At 69.8% G+C, this 22877-nt stretch carries 19 protein-coding genes; 9 read left to right on the top strand and 10 right to left on the bottom strand.

Going from position 1 to position 22877, the window contains the following annotated elements:
• Positions 1–29: 29 nt before the first annotated feature.
• The 5 genes from ACS5PM_RS25380 to ACS5PM_RS25360 all read left to right on the top strand — a co-directional run bounded on the left by ACS5PM_RS25380 (position 30) and on the right by ACS5PM_RS25360 (position 5204).
• A complete protein-coding gene (locus ACS5PM_RS25380) occupies positions 30–998 on the top strand; it encodes a Bug family tripartite tricarboxylate transporter substrate binding protein (protein ID WP_439390584.1) in 969 nt (322 codons plus the stop codon).
• On the top strand, positions 998–1960 hold the full coding sequence (locus tag ACS5PM_RS25375; protein ID WP_439390582.1) for a 2-hydroxyacid dehydrogenase: 963 nt from the start codon (positions 998–1000) through the stop codon (positions 1958–1960). The genes ACS5PM_RS25380 and ACS5PM_RS25375 overlap by 1 nt, the downstream gene beginning before the upstream one ends.
• Before the next feature lie 14 nt (positions 1961–1974).
• A complete protein-coding gene (locus ACS5PM_RS25370) occupies positions 1975–2763 on the top strand; it encodes an HpcH/HpaI aldolase family protein (protein ID WP_439390580.1) in 789 nt (262 codons plus the stop codon).
• Positions 2764–2788: 25 nt separating this feature from the next.
• Positions 2789–3676, top strand: a complete 888-nt coding sequence (glxR, locus tag ACS5PM_RS25365) for a 2-hydroxy-3-oxopropionate reductase (RefSeq protein WP_439390579.1) — start codon at positions 2789–2791, stop codon at positions 3674–3676.
• Between the two features lie 262 nt (positions 3677–3938).
• Entirely contained in the window at positions 3939–5204 is a 1266-nt protein-coding gene (locus ACS5PM_RS25360; RefSeq protein ID WP_439390577.1) for a glycerate kinase type-2 family protein, read from the top strand.
• 763 nt (positions 5205–5967) lie between these two features.
• Here ACS5PM_RS25360 and ACS5PM_RS25355 read toward each other — a convergent pair.
• Positions 5968–7473 (bottom strand): peptide MFS transporter, encoded by a 1506-nt coding sequence (locus tag ACS5PM_RS25355; protein WP_439390576.1) that lies wholly within the window; start codon positions 7471–7473, stop codon positions 5968–5970.
• Between the two features lie 96 nt (positions 7474–7569).
• Positions 7570–8418, bottom strand: coding sequence for a dioxygenase family protein (locus ACS5PM_RS25350; protein ID WP_500684349.1), 849 nt, complete (start codon positions 8416–8418; stop codon positions 7570–7572).
• Between the two features lie 93 nt (positions 8419–8511).
• Between ACS5PM_RS25350 and ACS5PM_RS25345 the strand changes: the two genes are divergently transcribed.
• Both ACS5PM_RS25345 and ACS5PM_RS25340 read left to right on the top strand, forming a co-directional pair.
• Positions 8512–11076 carry an ABC transporter permease gene (locus tag ACS5PM_RS25345; protein WP_439390574.1) on the top strand — a complete coding sequence of 855 codons (2565 nt, stop codon included), beginning with the start codon at positions 8512–8514 and terminating at the stop codon, positions 11074–11076.
• A gap of 95 nt (positions 11077–11171) precedes the next feature.
• Positions 11172–11573: an SRPBCC family protein gene (locus tag ACS5PM_RS25340; RefSeq protein ID WP_439390573.1), complete on the top strand. Its 402-nt coding sequence runs from the start codon at positions 11172–11174 to the stop codon at positions 11571–11573.
• 146 nt (positions 11574–11719) lie between these two features.
• Here ACS5PM_RS25340 and hemP read toward each other — a convergent pair whose 3' ends face one another.
• The 3 genes from hemP to ACS5PM_RS25325 form a co-directional block, all read right to left on the bottom strand.
• The gene (gene hemP, locus ACS5PM_RS25335) at positions 11720–11923 is read right to left on the bottom strand and encodes a hemin uptake protein HemP (RefSeq protein ID WP_439390572.1); all 204 of its coding nucleotides are present in this window, start codon (positions 11921–11923) and stop codon (positions 11720–11722) included.
• A 90-nt stretch (positions 11924–12013) separates the two neighbouring features.
• A complete protein-coding gene (locus ACS5PM_RS25330; protein ID WP_439390570.1) occupies positions 12014–12352 on the bottom strand; it encodes a hypothetical protein in 339 nt (112 codons plus the stop codon).
• Positions 12353–12401: 49 nt separating this feature from the next.
• A complete protein-coding gene (locus ACS5PM_RS25325; protein ID WP_439390569.1) occupies positions 12402–12791 on the bottom strand; it encodes a VOC family protein in 390 nt (129 codons plus the stop codon).
• A gap of 175 nt (positions 12792–12966) precedes the next feature.
• On the opposite strand from ACS5PM_RS25325, the gene ACS5PM_RS25320 reads away from it, so the two are divergent.
• Both ACS5PM_RS25320 and ACS5PM_RS25315 read left to right on the top strand, forming a co-directional pair.
• On the top strand, positions 12967–14085 hold the full coding sequence (locus ACS5PM_RS25320) for a S41 family peptidase (RefSeq protein ID WP_439390567.1): 1119 nt from the start codon (positions 12967–12969) through the stop codon (positions 14083–14085).
• Between the two features lie 162 nt (positions 14086–14247).
• The gene (locus ACS5PM_RS25315; RefSeq protein WP_439390566.1) at positions 14248–16377 is read left to right on the top strand and encodes a beta propeller repeat protein; all 2130 of its coding nucleotides are present in this window, start codon (positions 14248–14250) and stop codon (positions 16375–16377) included.
• A gap of 46 nt (positions 16378–16423) precedes the next feature.
• Here the strand turns inward: ACS5PM_RS25315 and ACS5PM_RS25310 are convergent, their stop codons facing one another.
• The 5 genes from ACS5PM_RS25310 to ACS5PM_RS25290 form a co-directional block, all read right to left on the bottom strand.
• Entirely contained in the window at positions 16424–16963 is a 540-nt protein-coding gene (locus ACS5PM_RS25310; protein ID WP_439390565.1) for a chemotaxis protein CheW, read from the bottom strand.
• Between the two features lie 119 nt (positions 16964–17082).
• Positions 17083–18777 carry a methyl-accepting chemotaxis protein gene (locus ACS5PM_RS25305; protein WP_439390563.1) on the bottom strand — a complete coding sequence of 565 codons (1695 nt, stop codon included), beginning with the start codon at positions 18775–18777 and terminating at the stop codon, positions 17083–17085.
• Between the two features lie 127 nt (positions 18778–18904).
• Positions 18905–20470 (bottom strand): methyl-accepting chemotaxis protein, encoded by a 1566-nt coding sequence (locus ACS5PM_RS25300; RefSeq protein WP_439390561.1) that lies wholly within the window; start codon positions 20468–20470, stop codon positions 18905–18907.
• A gap of 60 nt (positions 20471–20530) precedes the next feature.
• Complete coding sequence (locus ACS5PM_RS25295) at positions 20531–20983, bottom strand: cache domain-containing protein (RefSeq protein WP_439390560.1); 453 nt, start codon at positions 20981–20983, stop codon at positions 20531–20533.
• Positions 20984–21109: 126 nt separating this feature from the next.
• Complete coding sequence (locus tag ACS5PM_RS25290) at positions 21110–22873, bottom strand: methyl-accepting chemotaxis protein (RefSeq protein WP_439390558.1); 1764 nt, start codon at positions 22871–22873, stop codon at positions 21110–21112.
• Positions 22874–22877: the final 4 nt, after the last annotated feature.

Raw genomic sequence — 22877 nt, 5'->3', positions numbered from 1 at the left:
CGTTTTCAGAAGTGAAGGAGACGCATCCGATGAACCGCATCCGCATCCGATTGGTCGCAGCGGCCGCGCTGCTCGCGTTGGCGCCGCTGGCGCAAGCCCAGGCCCAGGCGTGGCCGACCAAGCCCGTGCGCATCGTCGTGCCGTACCCGCCGGGGGGCTCGTCGGACATCATTGCCCGCGCCATCAGCCAGCCGCTGTCGGAGGCGCTGAAGCAACCGGTGGTCGTGGAGAACAAGCCCGGCGCCAACGGCAACATGGGCACCGACGCGGTGGCCAAGGCCAACGACGGCCACACGCTGCTGCTGTGTGACGTGGGCGCACTGGCGATCAGCCCATCGGTCTACGCGAAGCTGGCCTTCGACCCCTCGAAGGACCTGCGCGGCGTGACCATGCTGGCCTACTCGCCGCACCTGCTCGTCGTGCATCCTTCGGTGCCGGCGAACAACCTGCCCGAGCTGGTGGCCCTGTCGAAGAAGCAGAAGATCGACTTCGCGGTGACGGCCATCGGCAGCGCGCCGCACCTGGCCGGCGTGGCGGTCGAGAAGGCGACGCAGGCCAAGTGGGAGTACATCCCCTACAAGGGCGGCTCGCAGGCCATCAGCGACACCATTGCCGGCCAGACCCAGGTGCTGATGAACGGCATGCTGGCCACGCTGCCCTTCGTCCAATCCGGCAAGCTCAAGGTGATAGGCGTCTCCAAGGCCACGCGCGTGCCGCTGCTGGCCAATGTGCCGACGCTGCAGGAGCAGGGCGTGAAGGGCTTCGAATCGGGCACCTGGCAGGGGGTGCTGGTGCCCGTGGGGACGCCGCCGGCGGTGCAGGCCCGGCTCAACGCCGAACTGACGCGGATCATCCGCCTGCCCGAGGTGCGCGAGCGCCTGGTCTCGCAGGGCGCCGAGGTCTACACCATGACCCCGAACGAGTTCGCCACCTTCTTCGAGCGCGAGCGCAAGAACTGGGCTGGCGTGGTGGCGCAAGGCGGCGTGAAGCTCGATTGATGGCCACCGCCCAACCCACCCTGCTGTTGAACGGCAAGCCTCCGCAAGCCGGGCTGGAGCTGCGCCTGGCCGAGTCCTACACGCTGCACCGCCTGCACGAGAAACCGGATGCCAACGCCTTCCTCAGCGCCCATGGAGCGGAGATCGACGGCATCGTCGCGCCCGCACCCGTCGGCGCCAGCGCCGCACTGATCGAGGCCTTGCCGAACCTGCGGGTCATTGCCGGCTTCGGCGTCGGCTTCGACCAGGTCGACCAGAGCGCCGCGTTGCGCCGCGGCGTGAAGGTGAGCAACACGCCCGACGTGCTCAACGAATGCGTGGCCGACCATGCCTTCGCCCTGCTGCTCGACGTGGCCCGGGGCGTGGCCGCCAGCGACCGTTTCGTGCGCCGGGGCGACTGGCTCAAGGGCCGCTTCCCGCTCGGCATGCGGGTCAGCGGCAAGAAGCTGGGCGTGCTCGGCCTCGGGCGCATCGGCCGCGCGGTGGCGCAGCGCGCGTCGGGTTTCGGCATGGAGGTGGGCTACTGCAACCGTCGGCCTGCCGATGATGTGCCCTACGCCTGGCACGGGACGCCGGTGGAGCTGGCACGCTGGTGCGACTTCGTCGTCATCACGGCCGCGGGCGGCGACTCCACCCGGCACCTGGTCGGCCGCGAGGCGATCGACGCGCTGGGGCCGCGGGGCGTGCTGGTCAACGTCGCGCGCGGCAGCGTCGTCGACGAGGTGGCACTGATCGAAGCGCTGCAGGAGCGGCGAATCGCCGGCGCCGGGCTGGACGTCTACGAACGCGAGCCTCACGTCGCCGCGGGGCTGCGGGTGCTGGACAACGTCGTGCTCACGCCGCACATTGCCAGCGGCACGGAAGAAACCCGCGCGGCCATGGCCGACCTGGTGGTCGACAACCTGAGCAGCTTTTTCACCAGCGGCCGGCTGATCACGCCGGTGCCCTGGTCACCGGCCTGAAGAGGAGACAAGCGATGAGACCCAACGGATTGCGGACCCTGTGGCAACAAGGCGGGGCGGCCGCCAACGGCTGGCTGGCCATCCCCAACGGCTTCTCGGCCGAGGTCATGGCCCACCAGGGCTGGGATTCGCTGACCATCGACATGCAGCACGGTGTAGTCGACTACCAGGCCATGGTGAGCATGCTGCAGGCCATCTCCACCACGCCCACGGTGCCCGTGGTGCGCGTGCCGTGGCTGGAGCCCGGCATCCTGATGAAGACCCTGGACGCCGGCGCCTACGCGGTCATCTGCCCCATGGTCAACACCCGCGAGGATGCGCAGAAGCTGGTGGCGTGGACGAACTACGCGCCGCGCGGCACCCGCAGCTTCGGGCCGGTGCGGGCGACGCTGTACGGCGGCGCCGACTACCCGCAGCACGCCAATGACACGGTAGTGCGCTTCGCGATGATCGAGACCCGCCAGGCGCTGGACAACCTGGACGACATCCTGTCGGTCGAAGGGCTGGACGCCGTCTACATCGGCCCGTCGGACCTGTCGCTCTCGCTCGGCTGCCGGCCGGTCTTCGACGACCTGGACCCGGACGCCGCACAGGCGGTCGACCACATCCTGGGCCGGGCCAAGGCGCACGGCGTGGTGGCGGGCATCCACAACGGCACGCCCGAGTCCGCGCTCGCGCGCATCGCCAAGGGCTTCCAGTTCGTCACCATCAGCTCGGACGCGCGCCTGATCGCCGCCGGGGCGCAGCAGGTCATCTCGAAGATGCGCGCGGCCCCTGCACCCAAGGCCTCGGGCGCGTACTGACAGAACCTCGATTGAAGGAGCAAGCATGAAAGTCGGATTCATAGGCTTGGGCATCATGGGCACGCCCATGGCGCTGCACCTGAAGGACGCGGGACATGAGCTGTTCGTCCACACCCGCGGCCAGCTGCCCGAGGCGGCCAGCGCCCCCGGCATCACGGCCTGCGAGAACGCGGCCGAAGTGACGCGAAAGGCCGAGGTGGTCTTCCTGATGGTGCCGGACACGCCGGACGTCGAGGCGGTGCTGTTCGCGGAGAACGGCGTCGCCGCCGCGCTGCCGGGTTCGTCGCGCAAGGTGGTGGTCGACATGAGCTCGATCTCGCCGATGGCCACCAAGGCCTTCGCCCGGCGCATCAACGAACTCGGGGCCGACTACATCGACGCGCCGGTCTCCGGCGGCGAGGTGGGGGCCAAGGCGGCATCGCTCACCATCATGTGCGGCGGTGACGAGGCGGTGTTCGAGCGCGTGAAGCCGCTGCTCGAGAAGATGGGCAAGAACATCACGCTCGTCGGCGGCAACGGCGACGGGCAGACAACCAAGGTGGCCAACCAGATCATCGTCGCGCTCAACATCGCGGCGGTGGGCGAGGCGCTGGTCTTCGCGAGCAAGGCCGGCGCCGATCCGGCCAAGGTGCGGCAGGCGCTGATGGGCGGCTTCGCCTCGTCGCGCATCCTCGAGGTGCACGGCGAGCGGATGATCAAGCGGACCTTCCAGCCGGGCTTTCGCATCAAGCTGCACCAGAAGGACCTGAACCTCGCGCTGCAGGGCGCCCGCGAGCTGGGCGTGGCCCTGCCGCAGACGGCCAGTGCCGCGCAGCTCATGCAGGCCTGCGCCGCCAACGGCATGGCCGACCTCGACCACTCGGCCCTGGTGCGGGCGCTGGAGCTGCTGGCCGACCACGACGTGGCATCCTAGTGCCCCCGAGGCCTGGGCTGCGCCCAGCCCGCCCCCCGAGGGGGTTCAAGCAAAGTGGCAGAGCCACATTTGCTTCAGACTGCCCCCACGTCTGGGCTGCGCCCAGCCCGCCCCCCCGAGGGGGTTCAAGCAAAGTGGCAGAGCCACATTTGCTTGAGACTGCCCCCACGTCTGGGCTGCGCCCAGCCCGCCCCCCGAGGGGGTTCAAGCAAAGTGGCAGAGCCACATTTGCTTGAGATTCCCCATCACTTCGGAGATGACCATGGACCGACGGCTGCTGATGCGCCGCATGTTCGACGCGGCGGTCGCCGCGGCCCAGCCCTCTGTCTGCCTGCCGCCGCACCTGCCGCCCCCACCGAAGGGCCGCACCATCGTCATCGGCGCGGGCAAGGCCTCCGCCGCGATGGCGCGCGCGCTGGAGGATCACTGGAAGGGCCCGCTCGAGGGGCTGGTCGTCACCCGCTACGGCTACGAGGTGCCCTGCGAGCGGATCGAGATCGTGCAGGCGGCGCATCCGGTGCCCGACGAGGCCGGCCTGCGCGCGACCGAACGCATCCGCGCGCTCGTGCAGGGGCTGACGAAGGACGACCTGGTCATCGCGCTGGTTTCCGGTGGCGGTTCTTCGCTGCTGGTGGCGCCCGCGCCCGGCCTGACGCTGGCCGACAAGCAGGCGGTCAACAAGGCGTTGCTGGCCAGCGGCGCGACCATCTCGGAGATGAACTGCGTGCGCCGGCATCTCTCGGCGATCAAGGGTGGGCGGCTGGCTGCGACCTGTCATCCGGCGCGGGTGCTGACGCTGCTGATCTCCGACGTGCCGGGGGACCATCCGGCGGACATTGCCTCGGGCCCGACGGTGGCCGATGCGAGCACGCGCGCCGAAGCGCTGGCCATCGTCGAGCGCTACCGCATCGAGCTGGCGCCGGCCGTGCGTGCATGGCTTGCGGGTGAAGACAGCGAGACCCTCAAGCCCGGTGACCCGCGCCTGGCCGGCCACGAGGTGCGCATGATCACCTCGCCGCAGATCGCGCTGGAAGCGGCGGCCGGGGTGGCGCGCGAGGCAGGCCTCACGCCTTGCATCCTCGGAGACAGCCTCGAAGGCGAGGCGCGCGACGTCGGCAAGGTGCTCGCCGGCATCACCCGCCAGGTGGCCTTGCGCGGCCAGCCCGTGCAAGCGCCGTGCGTGCTGCTGTCGGGCGGCGAGACGACGGTGACGATCCGCGGCCAGGGCCGCGGCGGGCGCAACGTCGAGTTCCTGCTCTCCCTGGCCATCCACCTCGATGGCGTGCCGGGCGTCCATGCGATGGCCGGTGACACCGACGGCGTCGACGGCGCCGAGGAGATCGCCGGCGCGGTCATCACACCCGACACCTTGGCCCGCGCATGGCAACTCGGCATCTCGCCGCGCCAGAGCCTGGACAACAACGATGGCCATGGCTTCTTCCAGGCGCTGGGCGATTCGATCGTCACCGGGCCGACGCTGACCAACGTGAATGACTTCCGGGCGATCGTGATCGACCGGTTGAGTTGACGCGGCATCGCGTTCAGATGACAGACCACCCCAGCCCGCTCGGGCTGAGCCTGTCGAAGCCTCGCGCGTGCGGGCCCTTCGACAAGCTCAGGGAGAACGGATGGGGAAAGTTCAGCCTGACCGTCCCATGCCGTTCGGGCTGAGCCTGTCGAAGCCTCGCGCGTGCTGGCCCTTCGACAGGCTCGGGGTGAACGGATAGGGGAAAGTTCAGCCTGACACCCCATCCCGTTCGGGCTGAGCCTGTCGAAGCCTCGCGCGCGCGGGCCCTTCGACAGGCTCAGGGCGAACGGGTGGGGGAGGTTCACCTTGGCCACCCCACCTGGTTCGGGCTGAGCCTGTCGAAGCCCCACGCGTGCGGGCCCTTCGACAAGCTCAGGGCGAACGGATAGGGGGAAGTTCAGCCCTGGCCGACCCACCCCGTTCGGGCTGAGCCTGTCGAAGCCCCACGCATGCGGCCCCTTCGACAAGCTCAGGGCGAACGGATGGGGGAAGTTCAGCCCTGGCCACCCCACCCCGTTCGGGCTGAGCCTGTCGAAGCCACGCGCGTGCGGGCCCTTCGACAAGCTCAGGGCGAACGGGTGGGGGAGGTTCAGCTTGGCCACCCCACCCCGTTCGGGCTGAGCCTGTCGAAGCCCCACGCATGCGTACAGGCTCAGGGAGAACGGATGGGGAATGTTCAACTTGGCCACCCCACCCCGTTCGGGCTGAGCCCGTCGAAGCCCCACTCATGCGGCCACGGGTTGAGCGGGATGCTGCCTCGCCCTCAGCGCGGCGCCACCGCCGGCTGCAGTTCCTCCACCTCCGGCACATCCTTGTCCCGGATGAGCCGGCGAAGCACCGGGATCAGCAGCGCCAGCGCCACGCCGACCGCCACGCTGCCCCAACCCAGTTCGGCGAAGAGGCTTGCATAAACAGGGTTCGTCGCCGCCGGCGTGCTGCCCACCGGCTCGGGGAGCATGCCCGAGAAGTCACCGGCGAAAAGCGAGGCCAGTCCGGTGACCAGCATCCAGGCCCCCATCATCACGCCCTGGTGCTGCCGCGGCGCGAGCTTGCCGATCATGGCGTAGCCGACGGGCGAGATGAGCAGTTCGCCTATGGCCTGCAGCACGTAGCTCCAGAAGAACCAGCCGAAGGCCACCAGGCCGCGCTCGTCGGCCAGCGCGATGCCGGCGGGCAGCAGCAGGAAGCCCAGGCCCATCAGCAGCAGCGACACCGCGAACTGCTGGGGCACGTCGATGCGCCAGCCCTGGGCACGCAGGCGGGTGAACAGCCACGACATCAGCGGCCCGCCGAACACGATCACCACCGTGTTGATGTTCTGGATCCACTGCGGAGCGACTTCGATGCCCCAGACGATGCGGTCGACGTTGTTGTCGGAAAAGGTCTGCAGCCCGCTGGGCGCCATCTGGTAGAGCGCCCAGAACACCAGCGAGCCGATCGACAGGATCAGGTAGGCCCACATGTTGTTGCGTTCGCGGCCGTCGGGATGCTTGACCGTCAGCCAGACCAGCGCGATCGCCACGGCGGCGCAGATGAGCTTGACCAGCGTCTCCGTCGGCCCCGGATGCTGCAGCAGGAACCACACGAGCGGCACCAGGCCCAGGAGGATGGCGATGCCGGCGGCGAAGCGAGCCTTGAAGGCGGCGGCCGTGGCCTGCAACAGCGGCGTGTGGCGGTCGGCCAGCGTCTTCCAGTTCACCAGCGCCAGCGCGATCGCGGCGACGTTGCCGACCGTGGCGAAGAGGAAGAGCGAGGTGTAGTTTTCCGTCAGCTGGTAGTGGCCGGCCACGGTGAAGCCGACGAAGAAGCCGACGTTCATGCCGGCGTAGTTCCACAGGAAGGCGCCTTCTCGACGGATGTCGTCCGGCGCGAAGCGCTGGGTCAGCATCATGTTCAGGCAGGTGACATTCAGCCCGCTGCCGGTGAGGAAGAGTGCCAGCCCCCAGTACAGCCCGGGCACGGTGCCGGTGGCGATCGCGGCGCAGCCGAAGACCTGCAGCACCATGCCGCCCACGAACAGGTTTCGATTGCTGAGGAAGCGCCCGCCGAGGTAGCCGCCGAACAGGTGCAGGCCGTAGTTGAAGGCGCCGAACACGCCCATGATGGTCGAGGCGTCCTTCATCGCGAAGTGCAGGTGCTTGGTGGCATAGAGCACCAGCGTCGAATACAGCACCGCGAAGCCCAGCGTCGAGAACATCTGGACGAAGAACAGCGCGGCGGCGCCTTCGGGCACCTGCGCGAGGCGAGCTTGGAGCGAAGACGTGGACAAGCGGCCTCCTGTGGCCGGGCACGCCCGGCTCGCAGCGACGGCGTGGGGCCGGGGCCCGGTGGCGCGGATGATGCCTGCGCCGCCCGGGCCGTCCGGTCAGTGTTTGCCCAGTGCCGTGGCCAGCCTGTCGGTGCCGGGCCCGAAGGCATAGGTATCCATGCCCAGGTGCCCGTAGGTCACGCTGTCGTGCAGGCGCTGGCCGGGCGTGCCGCCGCCCGCGCCGGCGGCCACGTAGAACGGGCGCCAGTGCTCGTCGGTCGGGTGCATGTGTGCCGCATGCGGAGCCTGCGCGCGGTAGTCGAACAGGGCCGGCCAGTCGGCAGCTGCGGCGTGCTCGTTGACCCAGCCGCGGAAGGCGGCGCTCTCGGGGTATTCCGGCGCATCCACTGCGCCGCGGCCGCCGGCGAACAATCGCAGGTTGTGGGTGATCGCGCCGCTGCCCATCACCAGCACGCCTTCAGCGGCCAGCGGCGCCAGGGCCTGCCCGAGTGCAAACAGGCGTTCGGCAGGCCACATCGGCGGCCAGGCGAGCGGCAGCACGGGGATGTCGGCGTCGGGGAACATCGAGCGCAGCGGCGTCCAGATGCCGTGGTCCATGCCGCCTTCAGCCTGCACGTGCACGGGGATGCCGGCGGCCTTCAGCACCGCGGCCACGCGCTCGGCCAACGCCGGAGCGCCGGGGGCGTCGTAGCGCAGCTGGTAGAGCTCGTCGGGGAAGCCCGAGAAGTCGTAGACCGCCTCGTGGCGCGGCGCGGCGAGCAGCACCGGCTCGCGCGTCAGCGAGTGGGCCGACACGGCCAGGATGGCCTTCGGCCGACCGAAGGCCTCGGTGATCGCCGGGCCCAGGCGGCGCCAGAAGGCGCCGGCCTCGCCGGCGTCCAGCGCCGTCATGGGCGAGCCGTGGGAGATGTACAGCGAGGGCAGGGGGGCGGTGGAGGTGTCCATGTCGATCATTGAAGCACCGGGGGCCGTCCCGGGGCTTCGAGCCGACTGCATGCTGCATTCAATGCCAGGGGGCTTTCGGTGTACCGTGCGCCGATGACGACGAACGGTGAATCCCCGGTCCGGCAGCCGTCGGTCTGGCGCCTGGCGGCACAGCAGGCGCTGCGTGACTTCCGGGCCGGCGAGCTGCGGCTGGTGCTGGTGGCGGTGCTGCTGGCCGTGACGGCGCTGACGGCCGTGGGCTTCTTCGCCGATCGGCTGCAAAAGGGCCTGACACGGGATGCGGCGCAACTGCTGGGCGGCGACACCGTGATCAGCAGCGACCATGCCTTGCCGCCGGTCTTCGAGGCCGAGGCGCGGGCCAAAGGGCTGGCCGTCGCGCGCACGGCAGCCTTCCCGAGCATGGCGCGGGCGCCCGACGATCGCGGGGGCGCGAGCCGCCTGGTGGCCGTCAAGTCGGTCAGCGCGGGCTATCCCTTGCGCGGCAAGTTGACGGTCGACGCCGGCCAGGGCGAGCAGGCGGTGCTGGACAGGCCCGAGCCCGGCGAGGCCTGGGCCGACGCGGCGGTGCTCGAAGGCCTGGGGCTGAAGCTCGGCGATCCGCTGCTGCTGGGTGATGCGTCCCTGAAGCTCAGCCGCATCATCGTGATCGAGCCCGACCGCGGCGCGGGCTTCCTCAATTTCGCGCCGCGTGTGATGCTCAACGAGGCGGACCTGCCCGCCACCGGCCTGGTGCAGCCGGCCAGCCGGGTGACCTACCGGCTGGCCGTGGCCGCCCCCACGGGGCGCGAATTCGCCGCCCGCGCCTTCGCCCAGTGGGCCGGCAGCACGATCAAGGCCGAGGGCCATCGCGGCATGCGCGTCGAGTCGCTCGAATCCGGCCGGCCCGAGATGCGCCAGACGCTGGACCGGGCCGAGAAATTCCTGAACCTGGTGGCGCTGCTGGCCGCCCTGCTGGCCGCCGTGGCGGTCGCCATCGCCGCACGCGACTTCGCGCAGCGCCACCTCGATGACTGCGCGATGCTGCGCGTGCTGGGCCTGTCGCAACGTCGTATCGCCGGCGCCTTCGCGATCGAGTTCGTCGGACTGGGCCTGGCCGCGAGCGGCGTCGGCGTGGTGGCCGGGCTGGCGATGCACCTCGCCTTCGTGCAGATGCTGGGCGCGCTGGTGCCGGCCTCGCTGCCCACGCCGGGGGCCTGGCCGGCGTTGTTCGGCTTCGGCGTGGGCCTGACGCTGCTGCTGGGCTTCGGCCTGCCGCCGGTGCTGCAGCTGGCCAAGGTGCCGCCGCTGCGGGTGATCCGGCGCGACGTGGGGCAGCTGAGGCCGGCCTCGATCGGCGTGCTGCTGGCCGGCGCCGCGAGCTTCGCCGCCCTGCTGCTCGCGGTGGCGCGCGACCCGATGCTCGGCGCCATCGCGGTGGGCGGGTTTGCGGGCGCGCTGCTGCTGTTCGCGCTGCTGGCCTGGTGTGCGGTGTGGCTGCTGCGCCGCGCGGTGCCCGAGGCCCGGGCGCCCCGCTGGCTCGTGCTGGCCACGCGCCAGATCGCGGCGCGGCCGGCCTTCAGCGTGCTGCAGGTCTCGTCGCTGGCGGTGGGCCTGATGGCGCTGGCGCTGCTGGTGCTGCTGCGCACCGACCTGATAGACACCTGGCGCGCCAGCACGCCCAAGGACGCGCCCAACCGCTTCGTGATCAACGTGCAGCCTGACCAGGCGAAGGAGTTCCGCGCCGCGCTGGCCCAGGGCGGCGTGGCCCCCGGCTACGACTGGTTCCCGATGATCCGCGGACGCCTGGTGGCCATCAACGGCGAGCCACTCAACGGCCGCTATGCGGACGACGAGCGCGCCCGCCGCCTCGTCGAGCGAGAGTTCAACCTCAGCCACAGCGACCAGATGCCGCCGCACAACCTGCTGGTCGAGGGCCAGTGGCGTGCCGGCGAGGCAGGCGGCCTGAGCATCGAGCAGGGCATCGCCGAGACCCTGGGCGTGAAGCTGGGCGATAGCCTGCGCTTCGACATCGCCGGCATCCAGCAGGAAGGGCGCATCAGCACCATCCGCAAGGTCGACTGGGGCTCGATGCGGGCGAACTTCTTCGTGATGTACCCGATGGCCGAGATGCCGGAGCTGCCCGCGACCTTCATGGCTGCCTTCCGCGTGCCCGAGGGGCCGGGCGCGGCGGCCTTCGACAACGGGCTGACCAAGGCCTTCCCCAACATCACGCTGATCGACGTCTCGGCCTCGGTGCGCCAGCTGCAGCAGGTGCTCGACCAGGTGATCCGCGCGGTCGAGTTCCTCTTCGCGTTCACGCTGGCCACTGGCTTGGCGGTGCTCTTCGCCGCGGTGAGCGCCACGCGCGAGTCGAGGGCGCGCGAGTATGCGGTCATGCGGGCCTGCGGCGCGAGCGCCCGGCTGCTGGGCCAGGTGCAACGCGCCGAGCTGCTCGGCGTGGGCGCGCTGGCCGGCCTGCTGGCCACGCTGGCCGCAGCGGCGGTGGGTTGGGCGCTGGCGCGCTACGCCTTCGAGTTCACCTGGACCGCCCGGGCCTGGGTGCCGCTGGCCGGCGCGGTGGCCGGCGCCTGGCTGGCCCTGGCGGCGGGCTGGTGGAGCCTGCGCGGGCTGCTGCACCGGCCGGTGCTGGAGACGCTGCGTCGGGCCGGCGAGACGTAGACGCAGCCTCGCCGGATGCAGGTGTCCGAATCCGGCCTGCGGCGCGGCCGGGTTCTTCCTATGCTGAGCTTCGAATCATCGGCAAGGAGTGACCCATGGCATCCATCCACCAGGACATCCGCATCAACGTGCCCGTGGACGAAGTGTGGGACGCCATGCGCGACCTCGGCGCCCTGCACACCCGCCTGGTCGTTGGCTTCGTGCTCGAGTGCCAGCTCGAAGGCGAAGTGCGCCACCTGCGTTTCGCCAACGGTTTGCAGGCCAGCGAGCGCATCGTCAGCGTGGACCCCGAGCGCCGCCGCGTCGCCTGGTCTGCCACCGGCGCCCGCCTCACCCACCACAACGCCAGCGCGCAGGTCTTCGACGAGGGTGACGGCGCCTGCCGCGTCGTCTGGATCGCCGACCTCCTCCCGCACGACATGGCCCCCGCCGTCGCCACCATGATCGGCGAAGGCCTCAAGGCCATGAAGCGGACGCTGGAAGCCCTCCCTCAGTAAGGCACTCGGTAACGTCTCAGGGCAAGCGCTTCGCACGAGCCTGCCCCTACCAGGGCGTGCGCGGATCCGGCTCTGCCGGTCCGCTGCGCGAGCCCCCCGGGGGGGCAGGCCCCGGCAGGGGCCGTGGGGGCCTTATTCCTGGGGCCCTATTTCGTCAATATCAGCTTGCCGGTGAGAGTGCGGCGCAGGCGGTAGACATCGCCGCGGTGGACGATGTGGGCCTCGTCGCCGGCGCCCAGCAGCTCGTCGCTGGTCCATTGGGGCCGGGGCGGCTCGGGCAGGTCGTTGGTCGAGGTGAGGCAGGCCTGGTCGACCGCGATGAGTTCGGGTTCGGGATGGGTATGCAGCATGTCCGGTTCAATCCGAAAGCGTGGGTCGCGCATGAGGGCCAAGGGTGGCCGGCGCGAGAGGCGACGCGAGGACGCATCGCCGCCGAAAGGTCAGGCGGCCGGCAGGCGTGCCGGAGGCTTCGGAACCGGGGGAACGTAAGACTTGAAGGGCGGGGCTTCGTCGAACGGCGCGGGCAGTTCGGCGGAGCCGACGAAGCGGGGCATGGTGGGCAGCGCGGCCTGCCAGTCGGCGGCCTGGCACAGCGAACATTCCTCGCCTTGCTCGCTCGCCGGATCGCTGGCTTCGGTTTCGACGCTCGAGTCGAGCACCGCGGCATGGGCGGGATGCCCGGACGTTGCCGGCGCGTGACCGCACAAGGTCACCGTCGCCGCCCAGCTCCAGTGCAGGGGCAGCCACAGCAGCAGGAAGACGAGGGCCAGGCGGCGCATCGGGCCAGTGTAGTGCGGACGGGGTGGCGTCGGATTCCCCGGGGGGCCGTCAGCGCGGCTGGCGGGCGTAGCTGACCGTGAGGATCTCCCACATGTGATCGTCGGGCACCTGCCAGTACAGGTTGCGGCCGCCCCATTGGGTGCCGACCTTCATGTCCATGGGCCCGCGCACTTCGCTGCGGTAGGGAATCCGCGCCGCCTGCAGCCGGCCGAGGATGGCATCGAACTCCTCCTCGCTGACGCGGAAGCAGTAGTGCTGGATGGGGAAGTCCTCGTCGGTGTCGATGAAGTCCAGCGTGAGGCCTGGGTTGACGTACACCGCGGTGAACGGCCCGACGGGCGCCTGCCCCCACGGCACGCCGAGCAACTCGGCCAGTTGCCGGGCCGATTCGGTCCTGTGGCGCGAAGAGACGATGGAGTGGTCGAGTTCGATGGTCATGCTGCGCTCCCGGCGATCGGCCGCAGGTTACTCCTGCAGCCTGTCGGGCGAAACGGCGGTTCGTCGCATCGGTCCGCGGATCGACGAGGCCGTCATTAGCATGCGCCCGACTTCGGACACGACCTGAGCAGGACGCGCCCGAGCATCCCGAACCACTCAAAGAAGGAGACCCTGCGTGCCCTCTGCCCTGTTTCGCCTCGCCAGCCTCGCCGCCGCGCTGTTCACCGCCATCGGCCCGATGCAGGCGCAGGCCGCCCCCGAGCCCTTGCAGCCGGACACCGTCTTGTCGGCGGCGGACCGACGGGACGTCGTCGACACGCTGGCGCGGCAACTGCGCGCACGCTACGTGTTCCCGGATCGCGCCGAGAAGCTGGCCACCCGCCTGGTGGGCCGGGCCCGGCAGGGGGACTACGAGGGCGCGAAGACGATCGAGGCCTTCGCCGAGGCCCTGAGCAAGGACCTGCGCGAGTTCGGCGACGACGGCCACTTCCGCGTCGATTTCGATCCCGAGTTCGACCCGGTGCGCGAAAGCGAAGACCATGTGCCGACCGCGGAAGAGGCGGCGCAGCGGCGCGCCGAGATGGCCCAGTGGGGCTACGGCATCAGCCGCACGCAGCGGCTGCCCGGCAACATCGGCTACCTGGACCTGCGTGGCTTCGGCCCGACCGAAATCGTCGGCGCTGCCTACGACGCCGCGATCACCCTGCTCGCCGGCACCGATGCGCTGGTGCTCGACCTGCGAAGCAATGGCGGCGGCGAGCCGGAGTCGGTCAGCTACCTGCTGAGCCACTTCTTCGCCGAAGGCGATCGGCGGCACCTGAACGACCTCTACCTCCGCCCGAGCAACAAGACCCGCGAGTACTGGACGACGTCGTTCGTGCCGGTGCGCTACCTCAAGCCGATCACGGTGCTGACCTCGAAGTTCACCTTCTCGGGCGGCGAGGAATGCGCCTACGACTTGCAGACGCAAAAGCGCGCCACGCTGATCGGCGAGACCACCGGTGGCGGAGCCCACCCGGGCGAGGGCGTGGCGCTGGGCCACGGCCTGGTGGCCTTCGTGCCGAACGGCCGCGCGATCAACCCGATCACCCACACCGACTGGGAGAAGGTCGGCGTGAAGCCGGATGTCGCGCTGCCGGCCGCGGACGCGATGAAGGCCGCCTACCTCGCACTGCTGGAGGACCGTTTGAAAGCCGCAAAGGACCCGCAGGAGCAGGGCGCCCTGCAGGATGTGCTCAAGCGCGCCCGGGCCGGCGAGATCGAGCTGCCGGGCTACATGCCGCCGCGGCACTGAAATGCGCACGGATCGTGAAGCGCCGGGCAGGCGCTCGCCTGCTCAACAAACTGTTGAGGTCGGTGGTCAGACGTCGGGCGGGCGCTGCGATGCCCGCCCATAAACTATGAACTGGACGAGCCACCGCCATCCAAGCGGGGCCTGAAGGGGAGGGAGCCCGAGATGTTCGAGATGGCGAGCGCACGCACGGCGGCGCGTCGCAGGCTTTGGTGTGCCAGCCGGACGGCGGCCATGATGTTGATGGTGGCGCTGTCGGCGTGCGGCGGCGGTGGCAGCAGCAGCGACCCGGCGCCGCCGCCTGCCCCACCACCGCCGCAGCCGGTCACCATGGACGTCACAGCGTCCTCTGACAGCGCATTGGCCGGAAGCGGCGCCATCACCTTGCACGCCCAGGTCGGCGGGTCGAGCGATGTTCCTGCCTGGACCCTGGAAGGGCCCGGCACTCTGTCAGCGACCAGTGGCAACGACGTCCAGTACGTGCCGCCCGACACAGAGCACCTCGATGACCCGGCCACCGCCACGGTGACGGCCGTGCTTAGTGGCAGTTTGCAGCGACATGTGCAGATCGCACTGTCCCCGGTGGAGGTGCCGGGTCACCATTGGACGACTGTGCGTCCATCGGCGCCGTACTTCAGCAGCGTCGCCTACGGCAATGGTCGTTACGTGGCCACGACCTACAGCAACGCCATGTGGAGCAGCGCCGACGGCAAGGCGTGGACGCAGACCACTCTCATCGGTGACTCGTCCGCGCAATACAACGATGCGGTGTGGGGTGACAAGGGCTGGGTGGCGGTCGCCACCGATGGCAGCGTCGCCACCAGCGCCGACGGCTTGGCTTGGGCAGCGCAATCAGAGAAGCTATCGCCCGGCGTCTACCGGCTGGTAGTCGGCAACCAGACATACGTTGCCTACGCTGACGTTGCGAATGCCATGGCGTCCTCTGACGGGCGCCATTGGGTCGATACGGGCAAGGTCTGGAGCGATCTGGCGTTCGGCAACGGTGTGTTCATGGGGGTTGCAGATCGGGAGGTTCCCTATCGGAGCTCCGACGCCCATCATTGGACGGCGGTGACCGACCCGGGCACCTTTTACGGTCTGGCGTTCGCCAATGGCGGGTTCTCCACCGATCAAGGCAACTTCCATGTGCAGAGCCCTGACGGCACCACATGGATCTCGACGGCGCAGTCGAACCTCGACGGTGTCATCGCCGGGGCGGGCACGACGCTCTTCGAACTTGACGACCGCGATATGGGCGTGCAACTGGCCGGCCAGTTCTGGCAGCGGGTGGCCTTGGATGTCCCGTTCGCGCAGCCGCGCGCCGTCGCGTATGGCCAGGCCGGCTACGTGGGCGTATCCACACTCGGCTGGATCAGTTCGAGCGCCAATGCGCTGGAATGGATCACGAGGGTGGAAGGCTCCTACGGAACCTTGCAAGCCGTCGTCGACTTCAACGGCCAGTACATCGCTGCCTCCAGGCTGGGCTGGATTTTGCGTAGCACCGACGCGCAGCAGTGGGTAGCCGCGCGACTGCCGGTGACCGACGATGAAAGGAGTGTCTCCGTGGACGCCATGGCCCACGGGCAAGGTGTGCTTGTCGCCACCGGTTGCATCTCAAGGGAAGGCTGCGGCGTGGTCGGAGGTACCAATCCTGGGATGTGGATGCGCAGCACGGACGGGGTGACATGGTCGTTCGCAGTCACGCCCGCCCCGAACGAGACGATTGGCGGCGTCGTTCACGACGGGCAGCGTTTCGTCGCGGTTGGCGCTGCGGGCAACGTCTACGCCAGTACAGACGGCAACCTGTGGGCCCGCACTGCCAGTCTGGCCGGTGCGCCGCCCCTGAAGGGCATTGCCTACGGCGGCGGAAAGTACGTCGTCATCGGCCCGCTTGGCGATATCGCCTACAGCTCGAACGGCACCAGCTGGACGAACTCGCCAGGGATTCCCGGCGTCGATGGCCAGGGGCGGGCGATCTTGCGTCCATTGGCGGGCCTCGCTTGGGATGGGCGCCAGTTCGTCGGCGTAGGAGACGGAGGCTTGAAGGCCACCAGCCCGGATGGGCGGGTTTGGACGGTCTCGACAGAAGCGAACCAAGGTGGCGGCTGGGCCGTCGCTGCCTGCAATGGCCAGATCGTGAGCGTCGGCCCGCAAGTCGCGGAATCCAGTCTCGACGGGTTGAGCTGGCGCTCACGCCAGACGGCCAGCAGTCCCCAACTCAATGCCGTGACTTGCGGCCGGGGACGATTCGTGGCGGTGGGCTGGGAAAGCAGTATTGCCGTGTCCGACCACTGACGACAAAGCCCCGCACCGCGGGGCTTTCGTCATCGTGGCCGGGAGATCAGGCGGCAGCTTGTTCCACCAGGCCCATGTCCGCGGAGCTCATCAAGGCGGTGATGTCCATCAGGATCAGCATGCGCTCGCCGACGTTGGCGATGCCGGTGATGAAGCTCATGTCGACGGCGGAGTTCATGCCGGGCGCCTCCTTGACCTGCTCGGTCGACAGCTCCAGCACGTCGGACACCGAATCCACCACGGCGCCGACCACGCGGCCCATGATGTTCAGCACGATGACGACGGTGAAGGCGTTGAAGTCGGCGTTGGCGCAGCCCAGCTTCACCCGCAGGTCGATGATCGGCACGATCACGCCGCGCAGGTTGACGACGCCCTTGAGGAAGGCGGGCGAGTTGGCGATGCGCGTCGGCTGCTCGTAGGAGCGGATCTCCTGCACGCGCAGGATGTCGATGCCGTACTCCTCGCCGCCGAGGCGGAAGGTGAGGTATTCGCCGTGGGTCGCCGCCGCGGCAGCGCCCTTGGCGCCCTTGGCCGCCCGAGCGGCCTCGTGCCGGGCCACCTGCTTGGCGTCGGAGATCATGTCCATGTGTCGGGTCCTTTGCGTGGGGGGCGGGCTGGAAGCTGCCGCTTGCTCGTCGGGTTATCGGCCGCTGCGCGCCGATCTGTAGGGGTCCGTTGCAGTTCAGGGTGGGCCGGGGGCTGGCTTCAGAAGCTTTCCCAGTCGCTGTCGGCCGGTGGCGGGCTCGCCGGGGCGGCCGCAGGTGCGGGCTTGCTGCGCGGTGCCGGCTTGGCGGCCACGGCCTGGATGACCTTGCGGGCAGCGGTCTCGTGGGCCGCCGGCGGCGCGGCCAGGAGCGCGGGCGGCGCGGTGTCGTGGCCCAGGCGGAAGGTCGACACCAGCTCGGAAAGCCGGCCGGCCTGGTGCTTCATGCTGTCGGCCGCGGCAGCGCTTTCTTCCACCAGCGCGGCGTTCTGTTGCGTCATCTGGTCGAGCTGACCGACGGCCAGGTTGACCTGGTCGATGCCGTCCCGCTGCTCGGCGGCGCCGGCGGTGATCTCGCCGATGATGTCGCTCACCCGGCGCACCGAGCCGACGAGCTCGCCCATGGTCTGGCCGGCGTCCTGCACCAGCTTCGCGCCGTGCTCGACCTTCTCGACCGAGGCGCCGATCAGGCCCTTGATCTCCTTGGCGGCTTCGGCCGAGCGCTGGGCCAGCAGGCGCACCTCGCCGGCCACCACCGCGAAGCCGCGGCCCTGTTCACCGGCCCGGGCGGCTTCCACGGCCGCATTCAGCGCCAGGATGTTGGTCTGGAAGGCGATGCCGTCGATCACGCCGATGATGTCGCCGATCTTGCGGCTGGAGGCGGAGATCTCGTTCATGTTGTTGACGACCTCGCCCACCACCGTGCCGCCTCGCTGGGCCGCCGTGGCGGCCGAGGAGGCGAGCTGGTTGGCCTGCGCGGCGGCGTCGGCGCTCTGGCGCACGGCGCTGGTCAGCTGCTCCATCGAGCTGGCCGTCTGCTGCAGGTTGCTGGCGGTTTCCTCGGTCCGGGTCGACAGGTCGGCGCTGCCCACCGCGACCTCGGCACTGGCCTGCTGGATGGTGGTGGCTCCGCTGCGCACCTCCGCGATCACGCGGCGCAGCGACTCGGTCATGTGTTGCAGGCCGCGCATCATGTCGCCGAGCTCGTCGTGGCGGCCGGTGTCGACGCTGGCGGTGAGGTCGCCGCGGGCGATGCTCTCGGTGGCCGAGACCGCCTGCTTCAGCGGCCGCACGATGGAGCGGGCCGTGATCCAGCCGGAGACCACCAGCAGCGTGCTCAAGCCGAGCAGCACGCCGGCGATCGTCCAGACGCTGCGGATGCGCTCGGTGCGGAAGTCGTCCGCGGCCTGGTCGGAGCGCTGCTTCATCAAGGCGACGAAGGCCTGCTGGCGCTCGTCGTAGGCCTTGATCGCGGCCTTGAGCTGCCCCAGCGCATCCGGCGGCAGCGGGCCGCTGGCATGGGCGGTGGTCTGCGCCTTGCGCAGCTCGATGTACGCGGCGCGCGCCTTGGCGACCTGCTCCAGCAGCGCCTTCTCCTCGCCGTCGGCCAGCGAATCCAGGCGCTTCTGCAGCTCGCTGATGCGCGCCGAGGTGGCTTCCATGTCGGGCTTGAGCAGCTTGCCCAGTCCGGCATCGCTGCTCGACAGGATCGCGAACGCCTGGCCCGCATTGGCCTGCGTCAGGCCGCGCCACTGCGCGGAGATTTCGGACTTCTCGCGTTGCTCCGCCTGCTCGGCCTGCACGGCATCGACGGAGCGTATCGTTCTCACGGCCGTGAAGGCCGCCATGACGGCGATCAACGCGGCCGTGACGACCGCGGGCAACCAGATCTTTGCACCAAGAGACAGCTTGTTCATACGGTTGGTGTCGGACTCGCGGACGCTCTTCTGCAGGGGCTTCGCGCCGTTCCGGTGCGTCCGGTCGGGAAAGGCGTGAAATGGTGCGCGCTGCGGTGCCTCCTGGTGCACCGCGATTTGCGCGAGGTCAAACCGTGGTGGAGGAGGTCGTCGTACGGCCGTCGAGGCGGAAGCCCGCGACCAGCGCCATCAGCCGCTGCGCCTGGTCCTTCAGGCTCTCGGCGGCGGCGGCGGATTGCTCGACGAGCGCCGCGTTCTGCTGCGTCATCTGGTCGAGCTGGCCTACGGCGGTGTTGACGTGGCCTATGCCATGGCTCTGCTTGCTCGCCGCGGAGGTGATCTCGCCGATGATGTCGTTGACCTGGCGCACCGAGCTGACTATCTCGCTCATGGTCGAGCCGGCTTCCTGCACCTGGCGCGCGCCGTTCTCCACCCTTTCGACCGAAGAGCCGATCAGGCCCTTGATCTGCCGGGCGGCCTCGGCCGAGCGCTGGGCGAGCGTGCGCACTTCGCCGGCGACCACCGCGAAGCCGCGGCCTTGCTCACCGGCACGCGCGGCTTCGACCGCGGCGTTCAGCGCCAGGATGTTGGTCTGGAACGCGATGCCGTCGATCACGCCGGTGATGTCGGCGATCTGGCGCGAGCTGGCATTGATCTCGTCCATGGTCTGCACGACCTGGGCGACCACGCGGCCGCCGCGCTCGGCGACCTCGCTGGCCGAAGAGGCGAGGCCGGCGGCCTGTGTCGCGGCGTCCGCGCTGTGGCCGACGTTGCCGGTGAGCTCGTGCAGCGAGCCGGCGGCCTGCTGCAGGTTGCTCGCCGTCACCTCGGTGCGCTGGCTGAGGTCGAGGTTGCCGGTGGCGATCTCGCCACTGGCATGGGCGACGTTGCTGGCCGCCTGCCGCACGGTGTTCATGGAGTCGTTGAGCCGCTCGACCATGCGCGCGAGGTCGCGCTGCAAAGCCCCGATCTCGTCGTTGCGGGCCGTCGCGGGCGAGGCGGTGAGGTCACCGGCCGCCACCGCTGCCGCCAGGGCAGAGGCCTGCTTCAGCGCCTGCACCTGCCGGCGCAGCATGCGCGCCGAAGCGAGCACCACGACGAGCGTGAGCACCATGCTGAGCAAGCCCAGCCCGATGGAGGTGCGAAGGCCGCGTGCGGCCGAGGCGGCCTGCGCCTGCTCGCCGGCATGCTTGACCGCATCGATCAGCATGACCATGGCCTGGCTGGCCTGCTTGAAGCTGGCGTCGGCGTTCTGCATGGCGGCCACGCCGGTGTTGGGGTCGACGGAGGCCAGGTCCAGCGCCTGGTCGGCCTGCTTCACGTAGGCGGCCAGTTGCGTGGCGACCTGGGCGGCGCCGTCATGCAATGCGGTGTCGCCCTCGTGTCCGGCGCTGACGGCCGCGGCCGCGCCGGCGATGCCGCGCAACTGGGCGGGCATGTCGTCGCGAACCTGCTTGACGGCCTTGTCGTCGAGCGAGGCGATCAGCGCCAGCGTGCGGTAGACGCCGGCGTGCAGCCGGCCCATCTGTTCCTGCGCGCTGGTGATGCTGCGCAACTGGTCCAGGGATTCGCCGAAGACGGCGGCGGTGCGGCCGGCTTCGCGTTGCATCGCGATGCCGCCGGCGGCCGCACCCGCCAGCGCGACCAGCGCGGTGACGAGGGTGGGCAGCAGCAGCTGGGTGGCGAGTTTCATGGTCGGGCCTCCGGCCGGGCAGGCACGCCGCGATCGGCGTGCGGGGTGCTGTTCACCGGCTTACTTGTAGATGCCACCGCAGACGACGGTCTCGTCCAGCCGCTCGCAGTACATCGCCTTGGGCTCGATCTTCTTGGTCTCGGGGTTGGTGAACTTGTAGTCCTGCCAGAACGAGGCCTTGGCCTTGCCCATCTCGACGCGCTCGCGCACGAAGGCCTTGCCGTCCACGTCCTTGAGGTCGATCAGGTTCTTGCCGATCATCTTCTCGTTGGCACCATGGGCCAGCACCGTGCCGTCCAGGCCGTAGACCACGAGGTACAGGTCCTGGTACTTGAACTGGCCCGTCTTGTTGCTGATCTCCGCGTAGCCCTTGTCCTTGCCGTTGGCCTTGATGAAGCCCACGCCCTTCTTGACCATGGAGGTGGCATCCGACTCGGTCGCGCCTCCCTCGGCGGCCTGCACGGCCAGGGGAAGGAGCAAGGCGGTGACGAGCGCGACGGCAACAGAACGCATGAGAGGTCTCCACTGAGGTTGGTTGGAAGATCGGGCGATCAGCCCGACTTCGACATCTTCGTGTCGGAACTGAAATGAAAAACGCCCGTGAACCGGGCGTCTCGTGGGCTTGTTTGGTGCTTCGTCTCAGAAGCTGGTCCAGTCCCCGTCGTCCGCGGCGGCCGCCACCGGGGCCGCAGGGGCCGGTGCCGCAGCGACGCGGGCCGGGGTGCGAGTCGAAGCCGCCGGCGTGGCGAGCTTGGGTGCGGAGACTGGCGCAGGCCGGCCGACAGGCCTGGCCGCTACGGGCGCCGGCGCGGCCGGGGGCGACGGCATCGTCGCGGGCTTCGCCGCCATGGCATGGCCATCGAGCCGGAAGGTGGCCACCAGCTGGATCAGCCGATGAGCCTGGCCCTTCAGGCTCTCTGCGGCGGCGGCGGACTCTTCGACCAGGGCCGCGTTCTGCTGCGTCATCTGGTCGAGCTGGGCGACGGCGGTGTTGACCTGGCCGATGCCCTGGCTCTGCTCGCTGGCGGCGGCGGTGATCTCGCCGATGATGTCGTTGACCCGGCGCACCGAGCCCACGATCTCGGTCATGGTGGAGCCGGCTTCCTGCACCTGGCGGGCGCCGTTCTCGACCCGGTCCACCGAGGACCCGATCAGGCTCTTGATTTCCTTGGCGGCTTCGGCCGAGCGCTGCGCGAGCGTGCGCACTTCGCCGGCGACCACCGCGAAGCCGCGGCCTTGTTCACCGGCGCGCGCGGCCTCGACCGCGGCGTTCAGCGCCAGGATGTTGGTCTGGAACGCGATGCCATCGATCACGCCGGTGATGTCGGCGATCTTGCGCGAGCTGGCATTGATCTCGTCCATCGTCTGCACCACCTGGGCGACCACGCGGCCGCCGCGCTCGGCGACCTGGCTGGCCGAAGAGGCGAGCTGGGTGGCCTGGGCGGCCGAGTCGGCGCTCTGGCGGACGTTGGTGGTGAGCTGCTGCAGCGACGCGGCCGTTTCCTGCAGGTTGCTCGCCGTGTGTTCCGTGCGCTGCGAAAGATCGAGGTTGCCGGTGGCCACCTCGGTCGAGGCGGTGGAGATGCTGTCGGCGCTGCCGCGCACCTGGCCCACGATCTCGCGCAGCGAGTGCTGCATGTCAGCCAGCGCCCGCACGAAGGCCGAGACCTCGTCGCGGCCGGTGTCGTGGATGTTCTCCGACAGGTCGCCGCGGGCAATGCGCTGGGCGCAGGACGTGGCCTGGTCGAGCGGGCGGGCAATGGAGCGGGAGACCGTCCACATCAGGCCGAAGCCCACGCCCAGCACCAGCAGGGCGGCGACCAGGCGCACGTTGGACTGGATGGTGCCGGTGCGCTTGGCCTCGGCGCGCTCGGTGGCGATGTGCGCTTCAGTCTCCTTGACCAGGGCGGCGAAGGTGGTGCGCGCCTTCTCCAGGTCGGGCAGCGCCCGCTGCGCATAGGCGTAGCCGGCCGTGCTGTCGATCTTGGCTTCGACCACCTGCTGCAGCACCGGCCCGACTTCCTTGGCATAGGCCGCGAGGCCGGCCGCGCCTTCGGCGAGGTGCTTGGCGCGCTCGGCGTCGGCGGTCCTGGCGGTCAGCAGGGCGGTGGTGGAAGCGACTTCCTTGTCCCAGCGCGCCTTGTGCTCGGCGGCTTCGTTGGCGTTGTTGCCGTTGAGCAGCACGGACTGCTCGTAGCGCTGCACGCGTTCGAGCGCGGCCATCACCGCGCTGGTGTCGCGCGCGACCGAGGTCTGCGCGTCCAGGAGTTCATCGGCCTGCGCCTGCAGGCTGCGGTAGCTGAAGGTGGCCCAGACGCCCAGCGCCAGGATCAACAGCGTGACGGCGGCCATGCCGCCCAGCAGTCGGCGGCGGATCGAAATACTGCGCAGGAAAGTTTCCATGGAT

The organism is Ideonella flava (genome assembly GCF_051857595.1).
Taxonomy (GTDB): domain Bacteria; phylum Pseudomonadota; class Gammaproteobacteria; order Burkholderiales; family Burkholderiaceae_C; genus Ideonella.
This window is presented reverse-complemented; position numbering and strand designations above follow the sequence as displayed.